The organism is Niastella sp. sgz303648, from assembly GCF_059587045.1.
In genome coordinates, this window is the sequence record NZ_JCAPSW010000007.1 from 494,284 (window position 1) to 515,961 (window position 21,678).

The 21,678-nt window shown below is 42.1% G+C and carries 22 protein-coding genes; 12 read left to right on the forward strand and 10 right to left on the reverse strand.

Annotated features, from left to right (window positions below; genetic code table 11):
* Nucleotides 1-105: 105 nt before the first annotated feature.
* The 3 genes from porZ (at nt 106) to AC59IL_RS22430 (ending at nt 3,746) form a co-directional block, all read left to right on the forward strand.
* Nucleotides 106-2,406, forward strand: a complete 2,301-nt coding sequence (gene porZ, locus AC59IL_RS22420; protein WP_496554434.1) for a type IX secretion system anionic LPS delivery protein PorZ — start codon at nt 106-108, stop codon at nt 2,404-2,406.
* Nucleotides 2,403-3,143 carry a DNA repair protein RecO gene (gene recO / locus AC59IL_RS22425; RefSeq protein WP_496554435.1) on the forward strand — a complete coding sequence of 247 codons (741 nt, stop codon included), beginning with the start codon at nt 2,403-2,405 and terminating at the stop codon, nt 3,141-3,143. Before porZ ends, recO begins: the two co-directional genes overlap by 4 nt.
* Nucleotides 3,144-3,434: 291 nt before the next feature.
* Complete coding sequence (locus AC59IL_RS22430) at nt 3,435-3,746, forward strand: hypothetical protein (RefSeq protein ID WP_496554436.1); 312 nt, start codon at nt 3,435-3,437, stop codon at nt 3,744-3,746.
* 84 nt (nt 3,747-3,830) lie between these two features.
* Here AC59IL_RS22430 and AC59IL_RS22435 read toward each other — a convergent pair whose 3' ends face one another.
* Complete coding sequence (locus tag AC59IL_RS22435; protein ID WP_496554437.1) at nt 3,831-5,009, reverse strand: amidohydrolase family protein; 1,179 nt, start codon at nt 5,007-5,009, stop codon at nt 3,831-3,833.
* A 152-nt stretch (nt 5,010-5,161) separates the two neighbouring features.
* Here AC59IL_RS22435 and prfA point away from each other — a divergent pair, with 152 nt between their 5' ends.
* Nucleotides 5,162-6,226 (forward strand): peptide chain release factor 1, encoded by a 1,065-nt coding sequence (gene prfA / locus AC59IL_RS22440; RefSeq protein ID WP_496554438.1) that lies wholly within the window; start codon nt 5,162-5,164, stop codon nt 6,224-6,226.
* 658 nt (nt 6,227-6,884) lie between these two features.
* Here the strand turns inward: prfA and AC59IL_RS22445 are convergent.
* The 6 genes from AC59IL_RS22445 to AC59IL_RS22470 all read right to left on the reverse strand — a co-directional run bounded on the left by AC59IL_RS22445 (nt 6,885) and on the right by AC59IL_RS22470 (nt 10,699).
* On the reverse strand, nt 6,885-7,334 hold the full coding sequence (locus AC59IL_RS22445) for a VanZ family protein (protein ID WP_496554439.1): 450 nt from the start codon (nt 7,332-7,334) through the stop codon (nt 6,885-6,887).
* A gap of 91 nt (nt 7,335-7,425) precedes the next feature.
* Nucleotides 7,426-8,256, reverse strand: coding sequence for an anti-sigma factor (locus AC59IL_RS22450; protein ID WP_496554440.1), 831 nt, complete (start codon nt 8,254-8,256; stop codon nt 7,426-7,428).
* On the reverse strand, nt 8,253-8,825 hold the full coding sequence (locus AC59IL_RS22455; protein WP_496554441.1) for an RNA polymerase sigma factor: 573 nt from the start codon (nt 8,823-8,825) through the stop codon (nt 8,253-8,255). Before AC59IL_RS22455 ends, AC59IL_RS22450 begins: the two co-directional genes overlap by 4 nt.
* 68 nt (nt 8,826-8,893) lie before the next feature.
* Nucleotides 8,894-9,274 carry a glycine cleavage system protein GcvH gene (gene gcvH, locus AC59IL_RS22460; protein ID WP_496554442.1) on the reverse strand — a complete coding sequence of 127 codons (381 nt, stop codon included), beginning with the start codon at nt 9,272-9,274 and terminating at the stop codon, nt 8,894-8,896.
* Nucleotides 9,275-9,536: 262 nt separating this feature from the next.
* On the reverse strand, nt 9,537-10,226 hold the full coding sequence (locus tag AC59IL_RS22465) for a peptidylprolyl isomerase (protein ID WP_496554443.1): 690 nt from the start codon (nt 10,224-10,226) through the stop codon (nt 9,537-9,539).
* 104 nt (nt 10,227-10,330) lie between these two features.
* Complete coding sequence (locus AC59IL_RS22470; RefSeq protein WP_496554444.1) at nt 10,331-10,699, reverse strand: hypothetical protein; 369 nt, start codon at nt 10,697-10,699, stop codon at nt 10,331-10,333.
* A 230-nt stretch (nt 10,700-10,929) separates the two neighbouring features.
* Here AC59IL_RS22470 and AC59IL_RS22475 point away from each other — a divergent pair, with 230 nt between their 5' ends.
* The gene (locus tag AC59IL_RS22475; protein ID WP_496554445.1) at nt 10,930-11,370 is read left to right on the forward strand and encodes a GNAT family N-acetyltransferase; all 441 of its coding nucleotides are present in this window, start codon (nt 10,930-10,932) and stop codon (nt 11,368-11,370) included.
* A gap of 77 nt (nt 11,371-11,447) precedes the next feature.
* On the opposite strand, the gene AC59IL_RS22480 is transcribed toward AC59IL_RS22475, so the two are convergent.
* Entirely contained in the window at nt 11,448-11,783 is a 336-nt protein-coding gene (locus AC59IL_RS22480) for a YbjQ family protein (RefSeq protein ID WP_496554446.1), read from the reverse strand.
* Nucleotides 11,784-11,887: 104 nt separating this feature from the next.
* On the opposite strand from AC59IL_RS22480, the gene serS reads away from it, so the two are divergent.
* The 5 genes from serS (at nt 11,888) to AC59IL_RS22505 (ending at nt 17,587) form a co-directional block, all read left to right on the forward strand.
* Nucleotides 11,888-13,159 carry a serine--tRNA ligase gene (serS, locus tag AC59IL_RS22485; protein ID WP_496554447.1) on the forward strand — a complete coding sequence of 424 codons (1,272 nt, stop codon included), beginning with the start codon at nt 11,888-11,890 and terminating at the stop codon, nt 13,157-13,159.
* 81 nt (nt 13,160-13,240) lie between these two features.
* Entirely contained in the window at nt 13,241-13,867 is a 627-nt protein-coding gene (locus tag AC59IL_RS22490) for a hypothetical protein (protein WP_496554448.1), read from the forward strand.
* A gap of 149 nt (nt 13,868-14,016) precedes the next feature.
* The gene (locus tag AC59IL_RS22495) at nt 14,017-14,685 is read left to right on the forward strand and encodes an outer membrane beta-barrel protein (protein ID WP_496554449.1); all 669 of its coding nucleotides are present in this window, start codon (nt 14,017-14,019) and stop codon (nt 14,683-14,685) included.
* A 168-nt stretch (nt 14,686-14,853) separates the two neighbouring features.
* The gene (locus AC59IL_RS22500; protein WP_496554450.1) at nt 14,854-16,305 is read left to right on the forward strand and encodes a DUF1800 domain-containing protein; all 1,452 of its coding nucleotides are present in this window, start codon (nt 14,854-14,856) and stop codon (nt 16,303-16,305) included.
* Between the two features lie 82 nt (nt 16,306-16,387).
* Nucleotides 16,388-17,587, forward strand: a complete 1,200-nt coding sequence (locus AC59IL_RS22505; RefSeq protein WP_496554451.1) for a DUF1501 domain-containing protein — start codon at nt 16,388-16,390, stop codon at nt 17,585-17,587.
* A 95-nt stretch (nt 17,588-17,682) separates the two neighbouring features.
* On the opposite strand, the gene AC59IL_RS22510 is transcribed toward AC59IL_RS22505, so the two are convergent.
* Nucleotides 17,683-17,889: a hypothetical protein gene (locus AC59IL_RS22510; RefSeq protein ID WP_496554452.1), complete on the reverse strand. Its 207-nt coding sequence runs from the start codon at nt 17,887-17,889 to the stop codon at nt 17,683-17,685.
* A 323-nt stretch (nt 17,890-18,212) separates the two neighbouring features.
* Nucleotides 18,213-20,192 (reverse strand): DNA topoisomerase (ATP-hydrolyzing) subunit B, encoded by a 1,980-nt coding sequence (gene gyrB / locus AC59IL_RS22515; protein WP_496554453.1) that lies wholly within the window; start codon nt 20,190-20,192, stop codon nt 18,213-18,215.
* 280 nt (nt 20,193-20,472) lie between these two features.
* Here gyrB and AC59IL_RS22520 point away from each other — a divergent pair, with 280 nt between their 5' ends.
* Both AC59IL_RS22520 and AC59IL_RS22525 read left to right on the forward strand, forming a co-directional pair.
* The gene (locus AC59IL_RS22520; RefSeq protein ID WP_496554454.1) at nt 20,473-21,048 is read left to right on the forward strand and encodes a MerR family transcriptional regulator; all 576 of its coding nucleotides are present in this window, start codon (nt 20,473-20,475) and stop codon (nt 21,046-21,048) included.
* A 99-nt stretch (nt 21,049-21,147) separates the two neighbouring features.
* Nucleotides 21,148-21,675 (forward strand): hypothetical protein, encoded by a 528-nt coding sequence (locus tag AC59IL_RS22525; RefSeq protein ID WP_496554455.1) that lies wholly within the window; start codon nt 21,148-21,150, stop codon nt 21,673-21,675.
* Nucleotides 21,676-21,678 lie beyond the last annotated feature (3 nt).

A 21,678-nucleotide genomic window follows, 5' to 3' on the forward strand; every position in this document is an offset into this window, starting at 1 on the left:
TTCGTTAGCGTGAAAGTTATTAAACGCGTTTTACTTTTTTAATATTGTTTGCCGCAACCTGACAAAATTTCAATTCAATGCATTACATAAGTATCTTTGAATACTATGCAGCAACGGTTTCTGGCCTTTTTTTGCATGGCTTTGACCACTCCGTTCATTATCCGTGCACAATTACAACCTATTGGTCAATGGAGAGATCACTTACCCTGGCAACAGGTAACCGGTGTTTCCTATACTTCCTCCAAAATATGGGCAGCCACTCCCTATAGCATTTTTTCGGTTGATCCCTTAGACAATACTATTGAACGCTACAGCAAAATAAATGGCCTTACCGAAACCGGCATCAGTGCATTCGGCGCCGAAACAACAGGCAATCGCGTAATTATTGCTTACAAAAACAGCAACATAGATGTGTTGAATGAAACTAATGTGACCAATATTAGCGCTTTAAAAAACTCACCGGTCAGCGGCGATAAATCTGTGTATTCGGTTTTTATCGATCAGCAACTGGCCTGGCTGGCTACCGGTTTTGGCATTGTGGTTATTAATCTCGAAAAAAAAGAAGTAAAAGACACCTACATAATCGGCTCAAACGGCGCCGGCATAAAAGTAGATGCCATTGCCCGCGACGGATCGTACTATTATGCAGCCACCGCCGAAGGCTTGAAAAAAGCGCCCGCAAGCGGCGCCAACCTGGCCGACTTTCGTAACTGGCAACTGCTTTCAGGCGCCAACGGATTGTCCACAGGCGCTGTGCAATCGGTAATTTCGATACAGAACAATATACTGGTTGTAAAAAATGATTCATTGCTGTTGCAAACGGGCAATGCCTGGACTTTTTTTTATACCGGCGGATGGAGCATCAACAACTGTACGGTTTCGAACAACAAAATACTGGTAAGTGAAGTGCGTAATAATTCAGGGCGCGTTGTTGTACTTACGCCGGCAGGCATAGCAGAAACAACTATTCAGGATATAAAACTGACCACAACACCCAAACAGGCAATCGTTTTTGACAATGAATACTGGATTGCCGATTCGGTAGCCGGTTTATCAACCTACAGCGGCACAGCTTTTACACGCATATTGCCCGATGCCCCGCCTGCCGCAGCAACCGGCGGTATGCAGGTATTGAACAATACGCTTTGTGTTACAGCCGGTGCGGTAAATGCAAACTGGGAAGGCGTTAACAACAAAAACGGTGTTTTTACATTCAGCAACAATGCCTGGAGTTATTTTAATGGTACTATCAACCCGGCATTCGATTCGTTGCCCGATTTAATTTCAGTAGCCATTGATCCTGTAAATGAAAGCATATGGGCAGGTTCATTTGGCGGCGGACTGGTAAACATCAAAAACAACAACACGTTTACCATTTATAAACAAAACTCCGCTATACAACCGGCTTATTTTGCAACAACCAGTTACCGGGTGAGCGGACTAACATTTGATGCCGACAACAATTTATGGATCGCCAACTATGGCGCTACCGAACCGGTGCTTGTAAAAAAAGCCGATGGCAGCTGGCGATCTTTTATAATACCCTATGCTATAGCCGAACAGGCCGTTTCGCAAATAATTATAGACGACAACAATCAAAAATGGATCGTATTACCCAAAAGCAACGGACTGGTTTGTTTTAATCACGGCACTGCCATCGACAATCCGGGTGACGACCAATGGAAATTATACCGCAGCGGAAAAGGAAATGGCAACCTGCCCGATAATAATGTACTGTGTGTTGCAAAAGATAAAAACAATTTTATTTGGGTGGGTACTGCGAAAGGGATCGGCGTTATTCAATGTGCGCAGGATGTATTTACCACCGCAGGATGCGAGGCTGTTTTACCGGTTGTTCAGCAGGATAACTTTGCAGGATATTTGTTTAGCGATGAACAGGTGCAGGCCATTGCTGTTGACGGCGCCGATCGCAAATGGGTAGGTACACAAAACGGAGTTTGGCTCATCAGTTCTGATGCTGCCAAAACCATATATCAGTTTACCGAAAGCAATAGTCCGTTATTGAGCAATGATGTAAAACAAATTGCCATTGATAATAAAACCGGCGAAGTATTTTTTGCAACTGCCAAAGGTATTTGCTCATTTCGCAGTACCGCCACCGAAACAACAGAAACCAATAATAATGTATTGGTGTTTCCCAATCCTGTACCGCCGGGTTATAACGGCACCATTGCCATACGGGGCATTGCCAATAATGCCATTGTAAAAATTACCGAAATGGATGGAAGGCTTGTATATGAAACAAGGGCTTTGGGCGGGCAGGCCATATGGAATGGAAAAGATTACAAAGGCCGTACAATATCTTCGGGTATTTATCTGGTGCTGGTTAGTGATGATAACCATCAGCAAAAATTAACAACCAAAATAGTATTTGTACAAAAATGATGCTTCATAAAACCAAAGGAATTGTACTACGAACAGTTAAATATGGCGAAACCAGTGTTATCGTCACTATTTTTACTGAACTCTTCGGCATACAATCGTACCTGGTAAATGGAGTAAGAACTTCTTCAAAAAAAGGATCAGGCAAGGCCAATTTGTTTCAACCCGCTGCCATACTCGACCTCATCGCCTATCATAACGAATTGCATCACCTGCAACGGTTACGCGAGTTTAAGTGGAGCTATTTATATGAACACATTTTTTTTGATGTGGTAAAAAATTCAGTAGCCCTGTTTATGGTTGAGCTGCTCACCAAAACACTGAAGCAACCCGAATCGAATGCCGAACTGTTTTATTTTGCCGAAGATGCTTTTATGCATCTTGATAAGGCAGATCAGCAGATAGTGGGGAACTATCCATTATTTTTTGCACTGCATCTGGCCACCTTTTACGGGTTCCGTTTCAGCGACCGGTATTCTGATCAAACCACTTATCTTGATTTACAGGAAGGAGAATTTGTTGCCGAGCACCCGGTTCATCCTTATTTTTTAGGTTATCCGTACAGTTATATTACTTCACAACTGCTAAAAGTGATGCAGCCTGCTGAATTAACCCAAATAAAGCTGAACCAGGATACCCGCCGCGTATTACTACAAGCCTACCAAACTTTTTATGCCCTGCACATACAGGATTTTGGCATAATGAAAACCTTGCCGGTGTTGCAGGAAGTGCTGGGGTGATAGCAGGCAACGAGGCAATAAGGCATAAAGGCAACGAGGCACGAGCCTAACCACTCAAAAAGGTGAAATCAATATTTCAATCATAGTATAATCAACCTGTATTCCACCTCTATGGGTCCTCGTATCTTAGGATCATCATAGGGTCTTCTTAGGTTATTTTCAGGATTATCTCAGGTTAAAAACCTAATAATGAACCTGAAATAAACCTAAAATCATCCAAAAAGAGGAGGTATCAAAGAGGTTCCTCACAGTACCTTTAGTATATCATTTCATCATTGAAAAACGATTATTATGGCTATCAGTGAAAATATATTATTAAAAAAGCTGTCGGGGCAAATAGGCAGGCAGCTTGTAATTAAACAATATGGCGATAAAACGGTGGTATGCAAATACCCCACTATTAAAAAACGTAAACCAACCCGCAAACAATTACGCAACCGGGAAATTATGGAACAAGCCAATTACGAGGCGCGGTATATTTTATCGGATGATGCACTCAGAAAAGAAGCACAGGTGCGCCTAAACGTAACCCGCAATAAATTGTATCATGCGCTTATACGGGAACACTTTGCAGCAGCGAAGAAGAATGAAGTAGAAGTATGAGGCCTTTAACCGGTTATCAACGGGCATAAACAAACTGGTTATGGGTATTACTATGTTCGTTACTACCTTAACAGGCCTATATTACTATATTAATCTCTTTACCGAAGTCATTTCTTCATCGATCACCAGAACCCCCGGTTGCTTGCCGGGTTCAAAGCTTCCCAGCAAATTATCGAGCTCAAGGGCCCGGGCGCCGTTGATGGTTGCCCAGCTTAATAATTCGCTAAATGAAATTTGCGGGTAATGCCGGTGAATGGTATTCAACTCGGCCAGTATACTTAGCTGGTGGTTCGAAGCCAGGCTATCGGTGCCAATGGTAATGGCTGCATGGTATTTGCGAAGCAGGTCAATATCGGGCAAAGGATTGCCTATGTATTCATTGGCATTGGGGCAAAGGCAGAAAAACAAGGCAGTAGGTCCCGCCCCCTGGCGGGAGCAATGGGCAATATACTCAAGATCCTCCTGGCTGGTATGTGCATTGTGAACCAGTATAACCGATTGGGTGGGCAGAAAATGCGAAAGATAACTCTGTATGCTTCTTTGCGCATGTGGCTTATAACCCGAAATATCGATGTTTAATGCCTTGAACAACCTTTCGAAATCGCCCGTTCCCTTTTCAACAAACTCATTTTCGGCTTCACTTTCCTGGTTATGGATCGTAAGCAGGTGATTGCCGGCAAAACGAGTGATCAGCTGAAACAACCGCGGTGAAACCGAATAAGGTGCATGCGGCACAATGGAGTTTGATTCGGCCGGCATCCGGTACAGGCGGGCAAACTGATCGTATACAGCCAGGGCAGCCTCAAAACGCTGGGGAGCGGTAGCTTCAGAAAAACCGATCGCTTCAATAAAATTATGGTACTGCAGGCGGCCGCCTTTTTTTACGTCGATGGTATCTGCCGTATTACAAATATCCCCCACAGCCACGATCCCGTTTTGGAGCATGCTGCTTTCGGCATTGGCAATAGCCTCTTTTATAACGGCCGCATCGAAATTCCGCTGCTGTATCACCCGTATTAAAAAATCAACCATGCCCGATTTTTCGGGTATGATTCCCTTCATGTGGCTCAATTCGAGGTGACAATGGCAGTTTATGAAACCAGGGCTTAATATGCCGGGAAAAAATGCTATATCTTCTCCGGCCTCGCTCACCGGTAAAATATCAACTATTTCTCCCTGCGGGCCTGTAACTAAAACAAAATCATTATTTAACCAATCATGGCCTGTAAATAAATGATCTGCTCTGAACTTTCTGTAACTCATGTAAGCGTTGAAACGATTAACTTTGCAGGTTCTAAAATTAAGTCGGAAAGACGGGAAGCCCGGAAGTCCGAAAGAACTTACTCAATTTTGAACTTTCTTTCGGACTTTCTGACTTACGGACTTTCGGACCCGAAGCTAAATTAGTCAAAACTATGTTAGATAAGCTGGAAGCTATAAAAGCAAAGTTTGAAGATATTGGGGTGTCATTAACAAATCCTGAAATTGTAAGTAATAACAGGAAATTCAGCGCTATGAGTAAGGAATACCGTAGCCTTGAAAAGATTGTCAAAGCCTATGAAGAATATAAAAAAGTATTGGGCGACCTGGAGGTTTACAGGGAAGCGCTGAATGGCGAAGATGCCGAACTGCGCGAACTGGCCAAGGAAGAATTACCACCTTTGGAAGAATCGAAAGAAAAGCTCGAAGCTCATATTCGTCAGTTATTAATTCCGAAAGATCCGCAGGACGAAAAGAATGCCATTCTCGAAATACGTGCCGGTACCGGTGGCGACGAGGCCAGCCTGTTTGCAGGCGACCTGTTACGCATGTACCTGCGCTATTGTGAAAAGAAGGGCTGGAAAACAGCTGTATTAAGTGAAACGGAAGGTACCGTGGGTGGCTATAAGGAGGTACAGGTTGAAGTAACCGGTGAAGATGTTTACGGCACCCTCAAATTCGAAAGCGGTGTTCATCGTGTACAACGTGTACCCGATACTGAAGGATCGGGCCGTGTACATACCTCTGCTGCAACCGTAGCAGTTATGCCTGAAGCCGAAGAAGTGGATGTGGAAGTAAAAGACAGCGAAGTGAAAATGGAAACCGCGCGAAGCGGCGGCGCCGGCGGACAAAACGTAAACAAGGTAGAAACGAAAGTTATTCTTACCCACCTTCCAACAGGTATGGTGGTTATGTGTCAAACTGAACGTACCCAGTTGGGCAACCGCGAAAAAGCCATGCAAATGTTGCGTACCAAATTATATGAAGAACAGGTACGTAAGCAGGAAGATGAAATTGCACGTCACAGAAAAAGTTTGGTAAGTACCGGTGACCGTAGTGCAAAAATCAGAACATATAATTTTCCGCAGGGCCGTATTACCGATCATCGTATTGGCCTCACTGTTTTTAATTTAGATGATGTATTGAACGGTAATGTGCAGGAGTTTATCGATGCATTGCAGTTTGCTGAGAATGCTGAAAAACTCGCTAAGCAGAATTAATTACTTCAACATACTTATTAAATTAAGCCGTGCCACGGGTTGGAACCGTGGTGCGGCTTTTCATTTTATAAAATACCTATTTACCCTGAAAAAGTATTTAGCATGCTTTGCACAAACTAATAATCGTTCATAAATAAAACTATCGACTGCTTTGGTAATTGTCATTTTTACAATAACCAATTTCAAACATTAAATCCGAATTAATTATTTAACGTGCTATTCTCCGTTATAACGGTAGCATTTACCGAAAACATACTTATACCCATAAGTACAAGTACCTTAAATTAACGTTCGTTTGCTGTAATGGTGGGATTTTTACGTGATACAGACACTGATTTTCAAACCTAAAATCACGCGAATGTTAACGTTTTACAAAAACTCTTTTAATATTCATGAAATTCAGCAAATAGGTAGTTCCTTTGCATTAGAAATTAATACGCATTAGTTCTTTGCCGCTTAGCACTTCGGGTTTTAATGTTCCTTTAACGGACTCCTCTATACTAATGGCATTGGATTTGCGTTATATAATAAAGTTCTTTTTTAACGACTCACACAAAGCAGTCAATTTTCTCATAAGCAGTTAGTTTTGGTTACGGCCCCTGTTTCCACAGGGGCTATTTTATTTTATATAACTGCATGATTTACAATATTCTTCCCGCTATTTAATTTTCACCAGCATATGATAAAAGGCGGCTGCAATAGCACCGGCCGAGTCGGCAACAATATCATATAAGTCGAAGCTGCGGTTGGGGATATAATAAAGTTGTAGAAATTCAAGCCCAATTCCTAACCCCACACTTATAAATGTCAGCATTACAATAATATTCCGCCATTTTGTTGTTGAGGACCGACGAAAATACAGGTTAAAGCCCCAGAGCAATACGATACCGCCAAAAAGAATAAAATGCACCACTTTGTCGATGCCTTTGGTAGCAAAAACACCTTCATTGGGAATGGCCGATCCCGGCAGGCACAACAATATGATAGTGATGGCCGTCCAGGCAATGGGAATTATCTTCCAGGTACAAAGTCTTTTTACGAATCGCATCATATAAAAGGGAAGATATATCAAATTAGTTGAAAAGTTGATCAGTTGACACGTTGACAAAGAGGTTGATATGTTGGGTGCCTTTTCAACTTGTAAACTGGTTAACTTTTCACGCTTTTGTTGAACGGTTAAAAAGCCTTATGAATGGTTGTCATACTTTACCCATGACATACATTTTGCCCTGTGGTTTGGTACTGCCGCCCTGCTGTTCGAGGGTAATGGCAAAATACTGGGCGCGGGGAATATTTTTCATTCTAACCATTATATGTCCTTCAGCGGTGGCATCGAGCACACCGGCATCTACCGGCTGATTATCTACAATGGCCCACAACTGGTATTGTTTGCCGGCTTCGGGCTGCGGCAGGTAATTGGCCATCAGGTAAACATCTTTCGACCGGGTATCCCAAACAACAGTTGCTACACTGGCCGGATCGGGGCTTCCGTGGGCCGGAACGTTGTTCGCATCCATTTTAATAACCGCCATATTGGGGTCGGTTAATCCGGCAATGGTTTTTTCGTACGTAGTAAGTTTGGTTTGCAAACTGGTATTGTTTTTAGCCAGTTCGGTTTGCTGCGCCAGCAATTTGTCGTAACGGCTGCTGAATTCCCTGTATTTATTAAAGTAATAAATATTTAACACGGCACTGCCTGCCAGCAATACAATGCAGGCTGCGGTTGCAATTCGCATGGGAAGTGAGAAAACAAGCCCTTTAGGTTGCCGATCGTTGGCTGTTTTGCCGTTCTGTGACTGTTCCTGCTCCTGTGAAATGGCGCCCAGGATGGTTGCGCGCAGGTTAGCGGGTGGGGCAACGGTTGCAGCCATGGCATTTTGTTCAAGCTGAATTTCAAAAGCTTCGCGGGCGGCGCGTACTTCGGCATGAAGGGTGCACATTTGTTCAAACTGCACCTGTTCCGCTTCTTCGGCCAGCCCCAATACATAGCTTTCAACTATGCCACTTGATATGTATTCCTGTATATTCACTTTAAATAACCTCGTAACTGAATTAAGGCATTTCTTATTCGTGTTTTAACCGTGCCAAGGGGTATTTTTTCCATCTCGGCAATTTCTTCATGCGTATACCCTTTAAAATAAGCCAATTCTATTAATACCCGTTGATCGTCTTTCAATTTTTCAAGCACCTTACGCAATCCTATCGTATCAATCCCCGGCTGGGTGGTTGTACCGGTGCCTGGTATTGTATCTACGTTATCCTGAATCGACTGGTTTTTACGGCTGTTCTGATAACCCCGCGACCGAAGGGTATCTATAGAAGCATTTCGGGCAATATTCATCATCCAGGTAAACAGTCGGCCTTTGGCCGTATCATATTGCTCAATTTTTCGCCAGATGTTCACAAAAACCTCCTGCAAAATGTCGCTTGCCAACTCATCATCGGTCACTATTTGCAGTATAATACTGTATAATGCTGCTGAATAATTATCATACAGATAAGCAAAAGCTTTATTGTCTCTGTTTTTCAACAGCAATACCAGCTCCTGTTCGGTATATGTGAGTGTTATTCCCAAAGTGTTTACCCAACGAGTGGCCATTAATAAAAAAAGTGGCTCAAAACCACTTTCAATTTACGTAATAACAGCCTGTGTGGATTTATTATTTTTTAGGCTCCTACCAGTTTATTATAGGCAGTGGCATCCATAAGCTCTTTTACATCGGCCGGGTTATTAACGGTCATCTTAACCATCCAGCCTTCTCCGTAAGGATCGGTATTTACCAGCTCGGGCGAAGCGGCCAATGCGGGGTTGATCTCGTTGATAGTTCCGGCAACAGGCAGGTACAAATCAGATACGGTTTTAACAGCTTCTACCGTACCAAATACAGCTTCAGCCATTAAAGTTTTGCCAACAGTTTCAATTTCAACATACACAATATCACCCAGTTCGCGCTGTGCAAAATCGGTAATACCAATTGTAGCCGTATTGCCTTCGAGGCGAATCCATTCGTGATCTTTAGTGTAGTGCAGATTATCAGGAAAATTCATGGTTTGAAATTTTGTGCTGCAAGATTAAGGAATTTCCCGAATAGTTGACAAGTTGATCAGTTGACCAGTTTATAAGTTGATCAGTTTACAGGACGCAGACACCTCAATTACAGTACAAAGCCACGCACCTATATACAGGCTTTACTTTTAAACCTGGTAACTTATCAACTTTTCAACTCATCGTCAGCTTGTAAACCTGTGAACCAGTTAACTTGTCAACGTATTAACTTGTTAACCTGTCAACTACCAGTTAACTTATCAACTATCGCTTAACCAACGTTGCTTTAACAATGCGTACATCCGACACCGGTCTGTTGCGTTCGTTTACAGGCACGCCGGCAATACTATCAATTACCGACTGGCCTTTTATTACTTCGCCAAAAACCGTATAGGTCATATCGAGATGAGGTGTTCCGCCAATTGTTTTATATACCTGCCGGTGCGCTTCGGGTAATTTATTGCCGCCCATTCGTTGTTGTTCTATCTGGTTCAGTTCGTCATCGGTAAAAACTTTCCCCTGCACAATATAAAACTGGCTCCCGCTGCTGGCCCTCGCCGGGTTCACCTGGTCGCTGGTACGTGCTGCCGCAATAACGCCTTTTTTGTGAAACAAACCGGGTCGAAATTCAGCAGGCACGGTATATCCGGGGCCACCTTCGCCTAACGGTTCGCCGGGTTTGGCATCTTTACTTTTAGGATCGCCGGCCTGAACCATAAATTCCTTTATTACGCGATGAAATAAAATACCGTCGTAATAATGTTGCTTTACCAGTTTTAAAAAATTATCGCGATGCAGTGGCGTTGAATCAGACAACCTGATGACCATGGTACCTTTGGAAGTTACCAGTTCCACATCTTTTGTAAGATCGCTTTTGCGAAGTCCGTTTGACAGTTTAGGGCTACACGCAGTTAGCACAAGAACGGATACGATGAACAGTGACAGTTTATACATAGGCTTTTTTAATTAGCCAATTAGTTAATGTGCTAATATGCTAATGATAATCAGGTTGGTTTTCAAATTAGCACATTATCACATTATCAAATCAGCACATTTACTTAGAATTCCTGTTGCTCAAAATACATCAGAATATGATCTTTTAAAAAATTTTCCTGCTCATGCAGGTTCAAAACCGGCAGGGCTTTTAGTTGTTTAAAATGAGGCCAGCCTTCTTCATCTATCCTGTCGAGTTCATAATAACCGCTTTGCGACAGTAACGAACAGGTAGCAATATGCATCAGGTCCTGCTTTTGTTCTTTGGTAAACTTTTGTTTAATATCGCCAAATTCCTGTATTCCGATTAAGAATAAAATCGTTTCCATATCCGGTTTCCGCCCAAACCGTTCCATCAGCTTTTCTTCAAGCTTCCACCAGCGGGTTTGTAAATCGTCGTTTGCCTGCATGGTGCAAAGGTAATAATTAACCAATCATTGTCATTTAGTTAAGAATGACGCGCGCAAAAGGCGCGAAGCCGCAAAGCCTTTTCTTAGCGTTCTTATAGATCGCGAAGCAATCAACTTTGCGCCTCAGCGCCTTTGCGAGAAATAAAAAATCATTAACTAAACGACATTGAATTAGCCAATATGACAATGCAGGAAAAACCGCCGTTGTGTTGCCGGCTCATGAGCACATGATATAAATTGGCTAATTTGCAATTATGATTTGGCAAAAAGAAGCATTCAGCATTACTACCGATAAAACAAAATTATCTGTTGAATATATTCATCAATATCTTTCCACCCAATCGTACTGGGCGGCAGGAATTCCTTTGCACACGGTACAAAAATCTGTTGAGGGATCTTTATGTTTCGGTGTTTTTCACCATTCACAAATGATAGGTTTTGCCCGGGTGATTACCGACAATGCAACCTTCGGCTATCTGGCCGATGTTTTTATTGATGAATCATTTCGCGGCCAGGGACTCAGCAAATGGTTGATGGAAGTAATAATACAGCACCCCAACCTGCAGGGTTTTCGCCGTTTTATGCTGGCTACCCATCATGCACATGGCTTATACCGGCAGTTTGGCTTTACCGATCTTACTTTTCCTGAAAGATGGATGCAAATAGTGAATCCTGATGTGTACAAAACCCAATGAGTTAATTTGCTAATTAACCAATGTGCTAATGCAAAACCTATTGTGTATTTTCATTAGCATATTATCACATTAGCTCATTAGCTTATTGGTTCTACTACAACCGCAGTTCCATAGGCCAATACTTCTGTTATGCCATCGGTTATTTCATTGGCATCGTATCGCATATTGATGATAGCATTGGCTCCCCGGTCGGCAGCATGCTGTAACATTTCGCGAAATGCCTCTTCACGGGTTTTTTCGCATAATTCAACATAAACAGATAAGCGACCGCCTACCAGCGATTGCAGTCCGCCGGCAATATTTCCAAATATACTGCGCGAACGAACGGTGATACCGCGTACTATACCCAGGTGACGGCTGATGCGGTACCCCTGTAGCTCGAAGCTGGTGGTTACCATGGTTTGATCAATCATATAAAGTATTATTTAATTAATTAGTAGGTGTACGGGGAATAAAGTAACACCTTAGTCGTACCAAATTTTCAAATTCACATACCTTTGCCCAAACCTGATTTCAAATGTTACAGATTGCATTTATTAAACAAAACACAGCGCTGGTAAAAGAAAGACTGGCTATTAGGAATTTTGGCGACATGGCTTTGGTTGACGAAATCGTGTCTCTTGACGAAACCCGTAAAAAATTACAGCTTGAATTTGATACTACCCAGTCAAAAGTAAATGCAACCTCCAAAGAAATCGGGCAACTAATGGCAAAGGGCCAGAAAGATGTGGCGGAAAGTCGCAAGCAGGAAGTAGCCACATTAAAAACATCGCTTGATCCTATTGCCGTTAAACTGGCCGAAACCGAGAAGCTGTTGCAGGAGCTGATTGTAAAATTACCCAACCTGCCATCGGAAAAAGTACCGGCCGGCAAAACACCCGAAGACAATATAACGATTCGCGAAGGTGGTAACAAACCGGTTTTACCGGCCAATGCCACGCCTCACTGGGAACTGGCTAAAAAATACAACCTGATTGATTTTGAACTCGGCAATAAAATTACAGGAAGCGGGTTCCCCGTGTATGTGGGCAAAGGCGCCAAACTGCAACGGGCATTGATTCAATATTTTTTAGATTATAACACCAGTGCCGGCTATACGGAATTTATGCCGCCGCATATGGTAAATGAAGCTTCGGCTTTTGGTACCGGTCAGTTGCCCGATAAAGAAGGACAGATGTATGTAGTTACCGAAGATAAATTTTACCTGATACCTACAGCTGAAGTTCCGGTAACCAATATTTATCGCGATGAGTTGCTGAAAGAAAGTGAGCTGCCGGTTAAAATGACCGCTTATACACCGTGCTTTCGCCGTGAAGCAGGAAGTTATGGTAAAGATGTACGCGGACTAAACCGTTTGCACCAGTTTGATAAAGTTGAAATTGTTCAGCTGGTTCATCCTGATAAAAGTTATGAAGTGCTTGAAGAAATGGTAAATCATATTGAAAAGCTGCTTCAATCGCTCGAATTGCCCTATCGTATATTGAAATTATGCGGTGGCGATATGGGCTTCACCTCTGCCCTCACCTACGATTTTGAAGTATACAGTGCAGCCCAGGAAAAATGGCTCGAAGTAAGCTCTGTTTCAAACTTCGAAGCGTATCAAACAAATCGTATGAAGATCAGATTTAAAGACAGTAACGGAAAAAATCAGCTGGCGCATTCATTAAACGGAAGTTCGCTGGCACTACCTCGTATTGTAGCCTGTTTGCTCGAAAACCATCAAAAAGAAAATGGCATTCAGTTACCTGAAGTGTTAAAAAGCTATTTTGGCGCTACCATGATTCAATAAATTTTATACTTTTACATCAATATAAAACCGGAGGCGACATTATGTCGTCTCCGTTTTTTTTGTTAACCTAATACCATCTTTATGAAACTTACATTTTCCGTACTATTTACAACAACCATTGCACTTATTTCATTGAACGGTCAGGCACAAATAAAAAAAGGTCAGGTAATGCTGGGAGCCAATCTTTCATTTTCAAATACCAAAACCCATTATACTGCCGCCATGGTAGATGCAGACTATAAGCTAAAACAGGTTTTGTTAAGTCCTCAGATTGGTATAGGCCTTGGAAGCAACTGGATCATCGGCGTTAGAGGAGGTTATGGACATGAAAAGCAAACAGCAACCGGAGCGTCGGGAAATGACTTCGAAACCAAATCATATACTGCCGGCGCATTTATTCGCAAATTTCATCCGTTGGTTGAAAAGTTCGGCATTTACGGTCAGGCAAATTTCGATTACACATGGGGCACCAGTGTACAGTCGGACTGGAGAAATTTAAAAACCACGATTCTTGCAGCTTACTGTGAACCCGGATTTTATTTTACACCTGGCAAAAGGATAATATTGGAAACTACATTTGGAAGAATAGGCTACAGTAATCGCAAATCGAAAATGGAATCCCCTGCCCCACCATCTGACCAGGATGATAAGGAGTTTGACTTTTCTATCACAGACGGCTTAAGCATCGGTATTAATTTTATTCTGTAAATTTTCATTTGCGCTGCACCGTTACTACTGATATTATATTTTTTTAATCTTTCATTTTACTTAACATAAATGTTTGCTAAAGGAAGTATACGTTATAGTATGCTTCCTTTTTCATTTTCATATTTGCATTACCAAAAACTTAATTTTATATGAAATCAAAAATTCTACTTTCTGTACTTGTCGCTTTATGTTTGATTGTAAAAACACATGCACAGGTTAACAAAGGCGCTGTATTGTTAGGAGGTAACATTGGTTATAATAAAATCAAAAACGATTACGACAACTCAACACAGGATTCTAAGACTACTACATTAAATATAAGCCCGGCTATAGGAGTAGCCATTAAACAGAACCTTGTTTTCGGTGTTGACCTTAATTATCAGAAAAACACCCAGGAAAATCCCGCAAACTATACAATTAGAGAGAAAAAAGAGAAATATTATGGCGGCGGAGTTTTTATCAGAAAGTATGTGCCAATCATCAGCAGGTTGTACGTAACCGCACAAGGTGATGCGGGATTCTACATTTACAAAGCTACATCAAAGAATGACCCTTATTATGCTTCTCCAATAATTGACGAAAAAGGCTGGACCGGAAACCTAAGTTTTACTCCCGGGGTTTCGTTTGCCGTTAATAACAAATTACATCTCGAAACAGGTTTTAACCACCTTGTATCACTACAGTATCAAAAAATAAAAAGAGATCCGCATATATTAAATGGCGAGTCAAAAACCGAATTATTCGGTGTAGGATTAAATCTCGAAAACAGTTCCACATTTTATCTTGGTTTCAGAATTTTAATCAATGGTAAAGGATAACAACTTATCGCTTAAAAATGAAAAGGAGGCTCCGGATGGGGCCTTTTTTCATTTTAATACATACCGCAAAAAGCCGCAACCTAACACCCCTTCTTATCCTGAACAGCTTATTTTATAAACCCATTAAACTTTTAATAGCTACAACGGTCACAGGGCGAAACGCCCATAATGCCAGTAACACCCCAGTTGAAAAATCAACACCTGCTATGGCGTGCCGGTTTTGGCCCAATGGCCGAAGAGTTTCCACAACTGGCTACCGCTACTCACAAATCTTACTTCAATGCCCTGCTTAAAGCTTCTGCCAAAGGTCCCGAATTGATCGATGTTGCCGATAGTGCGCTGAAAGGCCTGGTTATGGGTATACGCGAAGTAGGGCAACAGCAGAGAATGCCCGATGAAAACCAACGTAAACGCATCCGTCAGCAATCGCGCGAAGATTTAAAAAGCCTGAATATTACCTGGCTGAACCAAATGGTTAACAGCGATCAGCAGCTGCGCGAAAAGATGGCGCTTTTCTGGCACGGTCATTTTGCAAGCCGCAACATTAATATTTTGTATCAGCAACAATTGCTGGATATTATTCGTCAAAACGCCCTGGGTAATTTTGGTGATCTGCTGCGCGAAGTGAGCAAAAGCGCCTCCATGATCAACTTCCTCAACAATAATCAAAACAAAAAAAATCATCCCAACGAAAACTTTGCCCGCGAAGTGATGGAACTGTTTACTATGGGCCGCGGCAATTATACCGAAAACGATATTAAAGAAGCCGCCCGCGCCTTTACCGGATGGGGCGCCACTATAAGCGGCGAATTTGCTTTCAGAAAATTTCAGCACGATGATGGACAAAAAACCGTGCTGGGCAAAACAGGCAATTTCGATGGCGATGACGTACTGAATATTTTACTGGACCATAAACAAACAGCCGCTTACATTACCCGAAAAATTTACCGCTATTTTGTAAATGATGTACCCGATGAAAATAATATTACCTGGCTGGCCAACCGCTTTTACCAAAGCAGCTATGATATAAAGGAATTAATGAAAGATATTTTCACCAGCGACTGGTTTTACGATGCTAAAAATATCGGCTGCAGAATTAAATCGCCGGTTGAGCTGATCGTGGGCATACGCCGTACCCTGCCTATGCAATTGGAAAATGAACAGGTGCAATTGCTACTGCAACGCCTGCTGGGCCAGATCTTATTTTACCCACCTAATGTTGCCGGATGGCCCGGTGGCAAAAACTGGATAGACAGCTCCTCCCTGATGTTTCGTTTACGTATACCCCAGTTAATTTCCGATAACGACGAAGTAGCGCTGAAACCCAAAGACGACGACGACCAGATGATGGGCATGAAAGATATGCCCGGCATGAAGGGAATGGGCAAAAAAGGCGGACAGATCATTGCTGCCAACGTAGACTGGGATACCTACCTGAAAAAATTCGAAAAAGTACCACGCGAAAAATTGCTCAGCACTTTATCAGAAATATTGATACAGGGTGCTGAACCGGTAAGCGAACAGATATTAAACAGGTACATCGATGCATCGGGCCGTGAAAGCTTTATAAAAACGGCTACTATTCAGTTGATGAGTACCCCGGAGTATCAGTTATGTTAATATCGAATATTGAACGGTAAAATGTTGAATGTTGAACGACTCAACACTTAGAACTTAAAACTTATTACTTAGAACATTTTTTATGCTCATAAAACGTAAAGAATTTCTGCAAATCGGATCGCTTGCCACGGCTTCTTTAATGCTGCCCCGCTTTTTAAAAGCCTTCGAAGGCCCTTTACTGGTACCGCCCGGTAACAAAGTGCTTGTTGTATTACAATTAAGTGGCGGCAACGACGGACTTAACACTGTAATACCCATTCATAACGATATATATTATAAATCACGTCCGCGGTTAGGTATTGCAAAAGAACAGGCTTTACAATTAACCGATGAAGTAGGCCTGCATCCGGCTTTAACCGGCTTAAAAGACTTATATAACGATGGTAGCCTGGGCATATTGAACAGCGTAGGTTATCCTAACCCGGACAGGTCGCATTTTCGCAGTATGGACATATGGCACAGCGCCAGTAACAGTAATGAATATGTGTACACCGGGTGGGTTGGCCGTTATCTCGATAATCAATGTGCAGGTTGCGATAAACCAACACAGGCGCTTGAGATAGACGATGTATTAAGCCTGGCCATGAAAGGCGAACATATAAAAGGCCTGGCCATGAAAGATCCGCGCCGGTTATTCAATATATCGAACGAAAAATATTTTAAAGAAATTGCGGCAAATCATAGTTCCGAAGCATCGGAAAAACCGGTTGATTATCTGTACAAAACAATGGCCGAAACCGTAAGCAGCGCCGATTACATCTTTAAGCAAAGCCGCATGCATCCCACCAATGCAGAATATCCAAAATCGGATATCGGAAACAGCCTAAAGACCATTGCCAGCCTTATATTTTCCGACATCAACACCAAAGTGTATTACTTATCGCTTGGAAGTTTTGATACACATGTAAACCAGGAAGGACAGCAAAAAAGATTATTTACCGAAATGAATGATGCCATCAGTTCATTTGTAAAAGATCTGAAAGCCAATAATCGTTTTCAGGATGTAATGCTGATGACCTTTTCGGAATTTGGCCGCCGGGTATCACAAAACGCCAGCGGCGGTACCGATCATGGTACTGCCAATAATATGTTTTTTGTAAGCGGTGGCTTACAGCAAAAAGGTGTATTAAACGCGCTGCCCGATTTAGCCGATTTACAGGAAGGCGATTTGAAATACAAGATAGATTTCAAAAATGTATATGCAACCGTATTAAATAAATGGCTGAATGCAGATGATAAAAAAATATTAGGCAGCCAGTTCGAATATTTAAACTTCGTTTAAATAAGTCCGTAAGTCGGAAAGACCGAAAGTCCGAAAGAAAATTACATAAAGGTAAATGTCTTTCGGACTTTCCGACTTTACTGACTTTCCGACAATTATTGCCACCCTTGTTTTGCAACACCCGCTTTAATAGCAGCCAATGCTTTTTCTTCGCCCAACAGGGTGGTTAATTTATTTCCTTTGCCATCGTGCCCCTGTGCCATATAGGCTCCTTTTGAAGTTTTTGTAATTACTGCATCCTGAATAGGCACATTCTTTTCTTTTGTTTTAACGTTGTATGCGGTGAGTGTTATTTCTGACATAAAATAATTTATTTACGAGGTTAGTAAATTAAAAAACAGCATCCTTTTCTTACAAAATCTTCGCCAGATCTGTTAAACAGTGTTTAAATATACAGCTTTTTTGTAAACACGCATTTCTGTGTTCATTTTCAAATATGTATATACAACATCTTATTAAAAAAGGTTGCATTATACACAAAAAATAATTTTCAAATCGGGCTACTAACGGAAATACAAATGTGCTGATTAGATAATTTGCTAATGAATACAGAAAAAAATGTGCTAATGAAAAAACGATGTCTTTTCATTAGCACATCAGCACATTATTTAATTAGCTAATTATATTACACGTCAAGGCGTGCATATTTTGCGTGGCTTTCAATAAATTCACGGCGGGGCGCTACTTCATCACCCATCAGCATACTAAAAACCATATCGGCTTCGGCAGCACTTTCTATTGTTACTCTTTTCAGCGTGCGCGTATCGGGGTTCATGGTTGTTTCCCACAACTGTTCGGCGTTCATTTCACCCAAACCTTTGTAACGTTGTATGCCTACGCTTTCTTCTTTTCCGCCACCCAGCTTTTCTATCAATGCCTTGCGTTGTTCTTCATTCCATGCATATGCCGATTCCTTACCTTTTTTTACCAGGTACAATGGCGGCTGGGCAATGTATACATATCCCTGCTCAACCATTTCTTTCATATAGCGGTAAATAAAAGTAAGTATCAGCGTTGCAATGTGACTACCGTCAACATCGGCATCGGTCATGATGATCAGTTTATGATACCGCAGTTTCACCAGGTTCAGCGCTTTCGGATCTTCGGGTGTACCAACGGTAACACCGAGCGCCGTATACATATTGCGGATCTCTTCATTTTCATAAATCTTGTGCTCCATGGCCTTTTCAACGTTCAGGATTTTACCTCTCAGCGGCAAAATAGCCTGAAAACTACGCTCACGGCCCTGTTTGGCAGTACCGCCGGCCGAATCACCCTCAACCAGGAACAACTCGCAACGTTCGGGATCACGGTCACTGCAGTCGGCCAGTTTACCAGGCAAACCACCGCCGCTCAATACCGATTTACGTTGTACCAGTTCCCTTGCTTTTCGTGCGGCAGCTCTGGCCTGTGCAGCCAGAATTACCTTCGAAATAATATTTTTAGCTTCTTTTGGATTTTCTTCAAGATAGGCTTCCAGCACTTTCGAAACAGTTGAATCAACTACCCCGCTTACTTCACTGTTGCCTAATTTGGTTTTTGTTTGACCTTCAAACTGTGGCTCGGGTACTTTTACAGATATAACGGAGCTTAATCCTTCTCTGAAATCATCTCCTTCAATTTCAACTTTCGCTCTTTCGAACAGGTTCTGACGGTCGCCATAACTTTTAAATACCCGGGTTAACGCCCTGCGAAAGCCGGCCACGTGTGTACCGCCTTCGATGGTATTGATGTTATTAACGTACGAGTAAATATGTTCGTTATAACTATCGTTGTAAGTAAGTGCCACTTCAACGGCTACATTGGTATCGGGGTCCCTTCCTTCAACAAAAATAATATTGGGCAAAAATGAAGTACGGCCTGCATTTTTATCCAGCATTTCAACAAATTCAACAATACCGCCTTCGCTGTAAAAACCTTTAGCATAAGGGTTGCCATCATCATCTTTTTCGCGCAAGTCAGTTAATGTAATACGAATGCCTCTGTTCAGGTAGGCCAACTCGCGTAAACGGGCTTCAAGAATTTCTGTTTTGTAAACTGATGCTGTAAAAATGCTGGTATCGGGCCAGAAGTGTACCAGCGTACCGGTCGAAGAGCTCGCGCCAATTTCACGCACCGGGTATTGAGGTATACCAATTCTATATTCCTGTTCAAATATCTTTCCTTCATTTTGCACTGTTACATGCAGCTTTGAACTAAGTGCATTTACGCAGCTAACACCCACACCGTGCAAACCGCCGGAAACTTTGTAGGTGTTTTTGTCGAATTTACCACCGGCATGCAATACGGTCATTACTACTTCAAGCGCGCTTCTTTTTTCCTTGGAATGCATACCCGTGGGGATACCACGGCCATCATCTTCTACCGACACCGAATTGTCGTCGTGAATGGTAACAACAATGTTTTTACAATAGCCGGCCAGGGCTTCGTCGATAGAGTTATCTACCACCTCATAAACAAGATGGTGCAGACCTTTTTCCCCAATGTCTCCAATGTACATGGCAGGTCGCTTGCGCACTGCTTCCAAACCCTCCAAAACCTGAATGCTGTCTGCTCCGTAACCATTATTGGCAGTAATAGGAATTTCCCTTGTTTCTGTAGCCATAATTTCGTGTGAGATGCTCTTGCAGTTTAATAAAAAAATAATCCTGCAAATTTACTAAAAATTAAAGGGTTTTGACCTTATTTCATTGCCCTTTTTATGAACTTTTTTAAATAGCTGAAACCCGCCAACAGCCTGTGTTTTAAGGAATAAAGAACCTAATTTTCCACATTCTTTAACAATAGTTGATAAGTTATGCAGTATAACAGAAATAACCGGCCGTATCTTTACTGCACGATATTTGATAGCTTTTTTAGATTTTAAGTTAAGTTATCAATTGATTATGGACAACCGCAATTACTCCCAGATAACGTTTGAATTTAGTGAAGTGCCGTCCGAACAGGAAAGCGGGCTCCCAACTGGAATTGGCGTACGGGTAAAATCGCTGAAACCGGAACCGGAAACCGCTAAAAATGAAGCTCCCGCCACGGTTGAGGAAGATACCTTGCAGGCACCTGCTGTAAAAAAATCAACCCGCGGACGTAAATCATTGAAAGCGCTTGATGCAGAAGCCGACCTGGTGAATATTCCTGATGATGAAACCCTGTTTCAGCGTCAATATTATTCTATTGGAGAGGTTGCTGAAATGTTTGGAGTAAACCAGTCATTATTGCGATTCTGGGAAAACGAATTCGATATTATCCAGCCAAGGAAAAACCGCAAGGGCGACAGGCATTTCCGTCCAATAGATATCAAAAACCTTGAATTGATCTACGATCTGCTTCGCCGTCGTAAACTTACGATCGAAGGAGCCAAAGATTTCCTAAAGAAAAACTCCAGGGCCAAAGAGCATTTTGAAATGATACAATCACTTCAGTCGTTGAAGGGGTTTTTACTTGAAATAAAAGCCGCGTTATAGAAGAAGAATTTATCATGTAATCGTAGTTATTTGGTCACAAAACTTTTGGTGTCTACCAACAAAAAATGTTTGTAAATTCCGTACAACAATTAACTACTTATGTGGAAGTATTTGTTCATTGGCATACTGCTGATATGCCACCTTACAACCTACTCACAAAATGTTTCTGAAAATTTATTAACGGGTAACTGGCTGGTTGTTCGCTGGGAAACCCAGGACCGCCTTCTTGATTTTCAGGACACAGCCGCCAGCGTTAAATTCATGGTGGATAATTTCAAACAAAAGAATAAAGTTCAAACGATTCCAAAAGACGATAGCTTACATATTCGTCAGGAAGTTACCCGCATACTTACTGCCGCCGATGCTATTCGATTCAGGCTTAGTCTTAATAAAGACAAAACCTTCACCTGGACGGGAAACGGCAATAACAACGCGCAATACAAAGGCACCTATGCACTGGCCACCAGTAATAACGAGCTTGTTTTAACTTCATTCGACGGCGGAACAAAAGCATACAGGACCATGTCATTAAAGCTACATGCGCTGCAACCCAATCAGATGATCATTGAAATACCATCCGAAGAACCCGGGTTCAAGCAAAGTAAGTTCACTTTGAAAAGACTATAGAAG

Excerpts from the sequence above, each read along its gene's own strand:
- porZ (WP_496554434.1), top strand. The coding sequence starts at position 106 with ATGCAGCAACGGTTTCTGGCCTTTTTTTGCATGGCTTTGACCACTCCG.
- recO (WP_496554435.1), top strand. The coding sequence starts at position 2,403 with ATGATGCTTCATAAAACCAAAGGAATTGTACTACGAACAGTTAAATAT.
- AC59IL_RS22430 (WP_496554436.1), top strand. The coding sequence starts at position 3,435 with ATGGCTATCAGTGAAAATATATTATTAAAAAAGCTGTCGGGGCAAATA.
- AC59IL_RS22435 (WP_496554437.1), bottom strand. The coding sequence starts at position 5,009 with ATGAGTTACAGAAAGTTCAGAGCAGATCATTTATTTACAGGCCATGAT.
- prfA (WP_496554438.1), top strand. The coding sequence starts at position 5,162 with ATGTTAGATAAGCTGGAAGCTATAAAAGCAAAGTTTGAAGATATTGGG.
- AC59IL_RS22455 (WP_496554441.1), bottom strand. The coding sequence starts at position 8,825 with ATGGCCACTCGTTGGGTAAACACTTTGGGAATAACACTCACATATACC.
- gcvH (WP_496554442.1), bottom strand. The coding sequence starts at position 9,274 with ATGAATTTTCCTGATAATCTGCACTACACTAAAGATCACGAATGGATT.
- AC59IL_RS22465 (WP_496554443.1), bottom strand. The coding sequence starts at position 10,226 with ATGTATAAACTGTCACTGTTCATCGTATCCGTTCTTGTGCTAACTGCG.
- AC59IL_RS22475 (WP_496554445.1), top strand. The coding sequence starts at position 10,930 with ATGATTTGGCAAAAAGAAGCATTCAGCATTACTACCGATAAAACAAAA.
- AC59IL_RS22480 (WP_496554446.1), bottom strand. The coding sequence starts at position 11,783 with ATGATTGATCAAACCATGGTAACCACCAGCTTCGAGCTACAGGGGTAC.
- serS (WP_496554447.1), top strand. The coding sequence starts at position 11,888 with ATGTTACAGATTGCATTTATTAAACAAAACACAGCGCTGGTAAAAGAA.
- AC59IL_RS22490 (WP_496554448.1), top strand. The coding sequence starts at position 13,241 with ATGAAACTTACATTTTCCGTACTATTTACAACAACCATTGCACTTATT.
- AC59IL_RS22495 (WP_496554449.1), top strand. The coding sequence starts at position 14,017 with ATGAAATCAAAAATTCTACTTTCTGTACTTGTCGCTTTATGTTTGATT.
- AC59IL_RS22500 (WP_496554450.1), top strand. The coding sequence starts at position 14,854 with ATGCCAGTAACACCCCAGTTGAAAAATCAACACCTGCTATGGCGTGCC.
- AC59IL_RS22505 (WP_496554451.1), top strand. The coding sequence starts at position 16,388 with ATGCTCATAAAACGTAAAGAATTTCTGCAAATCGGATCGCTTGCCACG.
- AC59IL_RS22510 (WP_496554452.1), bottom strand. The coding sequence starts at position 17,889 with ATGTCAGAAATAACACTCACCGCATACAACGTTAAAACAAAAGAAAAG.
- gyrB (WP_496554453.1), bottom strand. The coding sequence starts at position 20,192 with ATGGCTACAGAAACAAGGGAAATTCCTATTACTGCCAATAATGGTTAC.
- AC59IL_RS22520 (WP_496554454.1), top strand. The coding sequence starts at position 20,473 with ATGGACAACCGCAATTACTCCCAGATAACGTTTGAATTTAGTGAAGTG.
- AC59IL_RS22525 (WP_496554455.1), top strand. The coding sequence starts at position 21,148 with ATGTGGAAGTATTTGTTCATTGGCATACTGCTGATATGCCACCTTACA.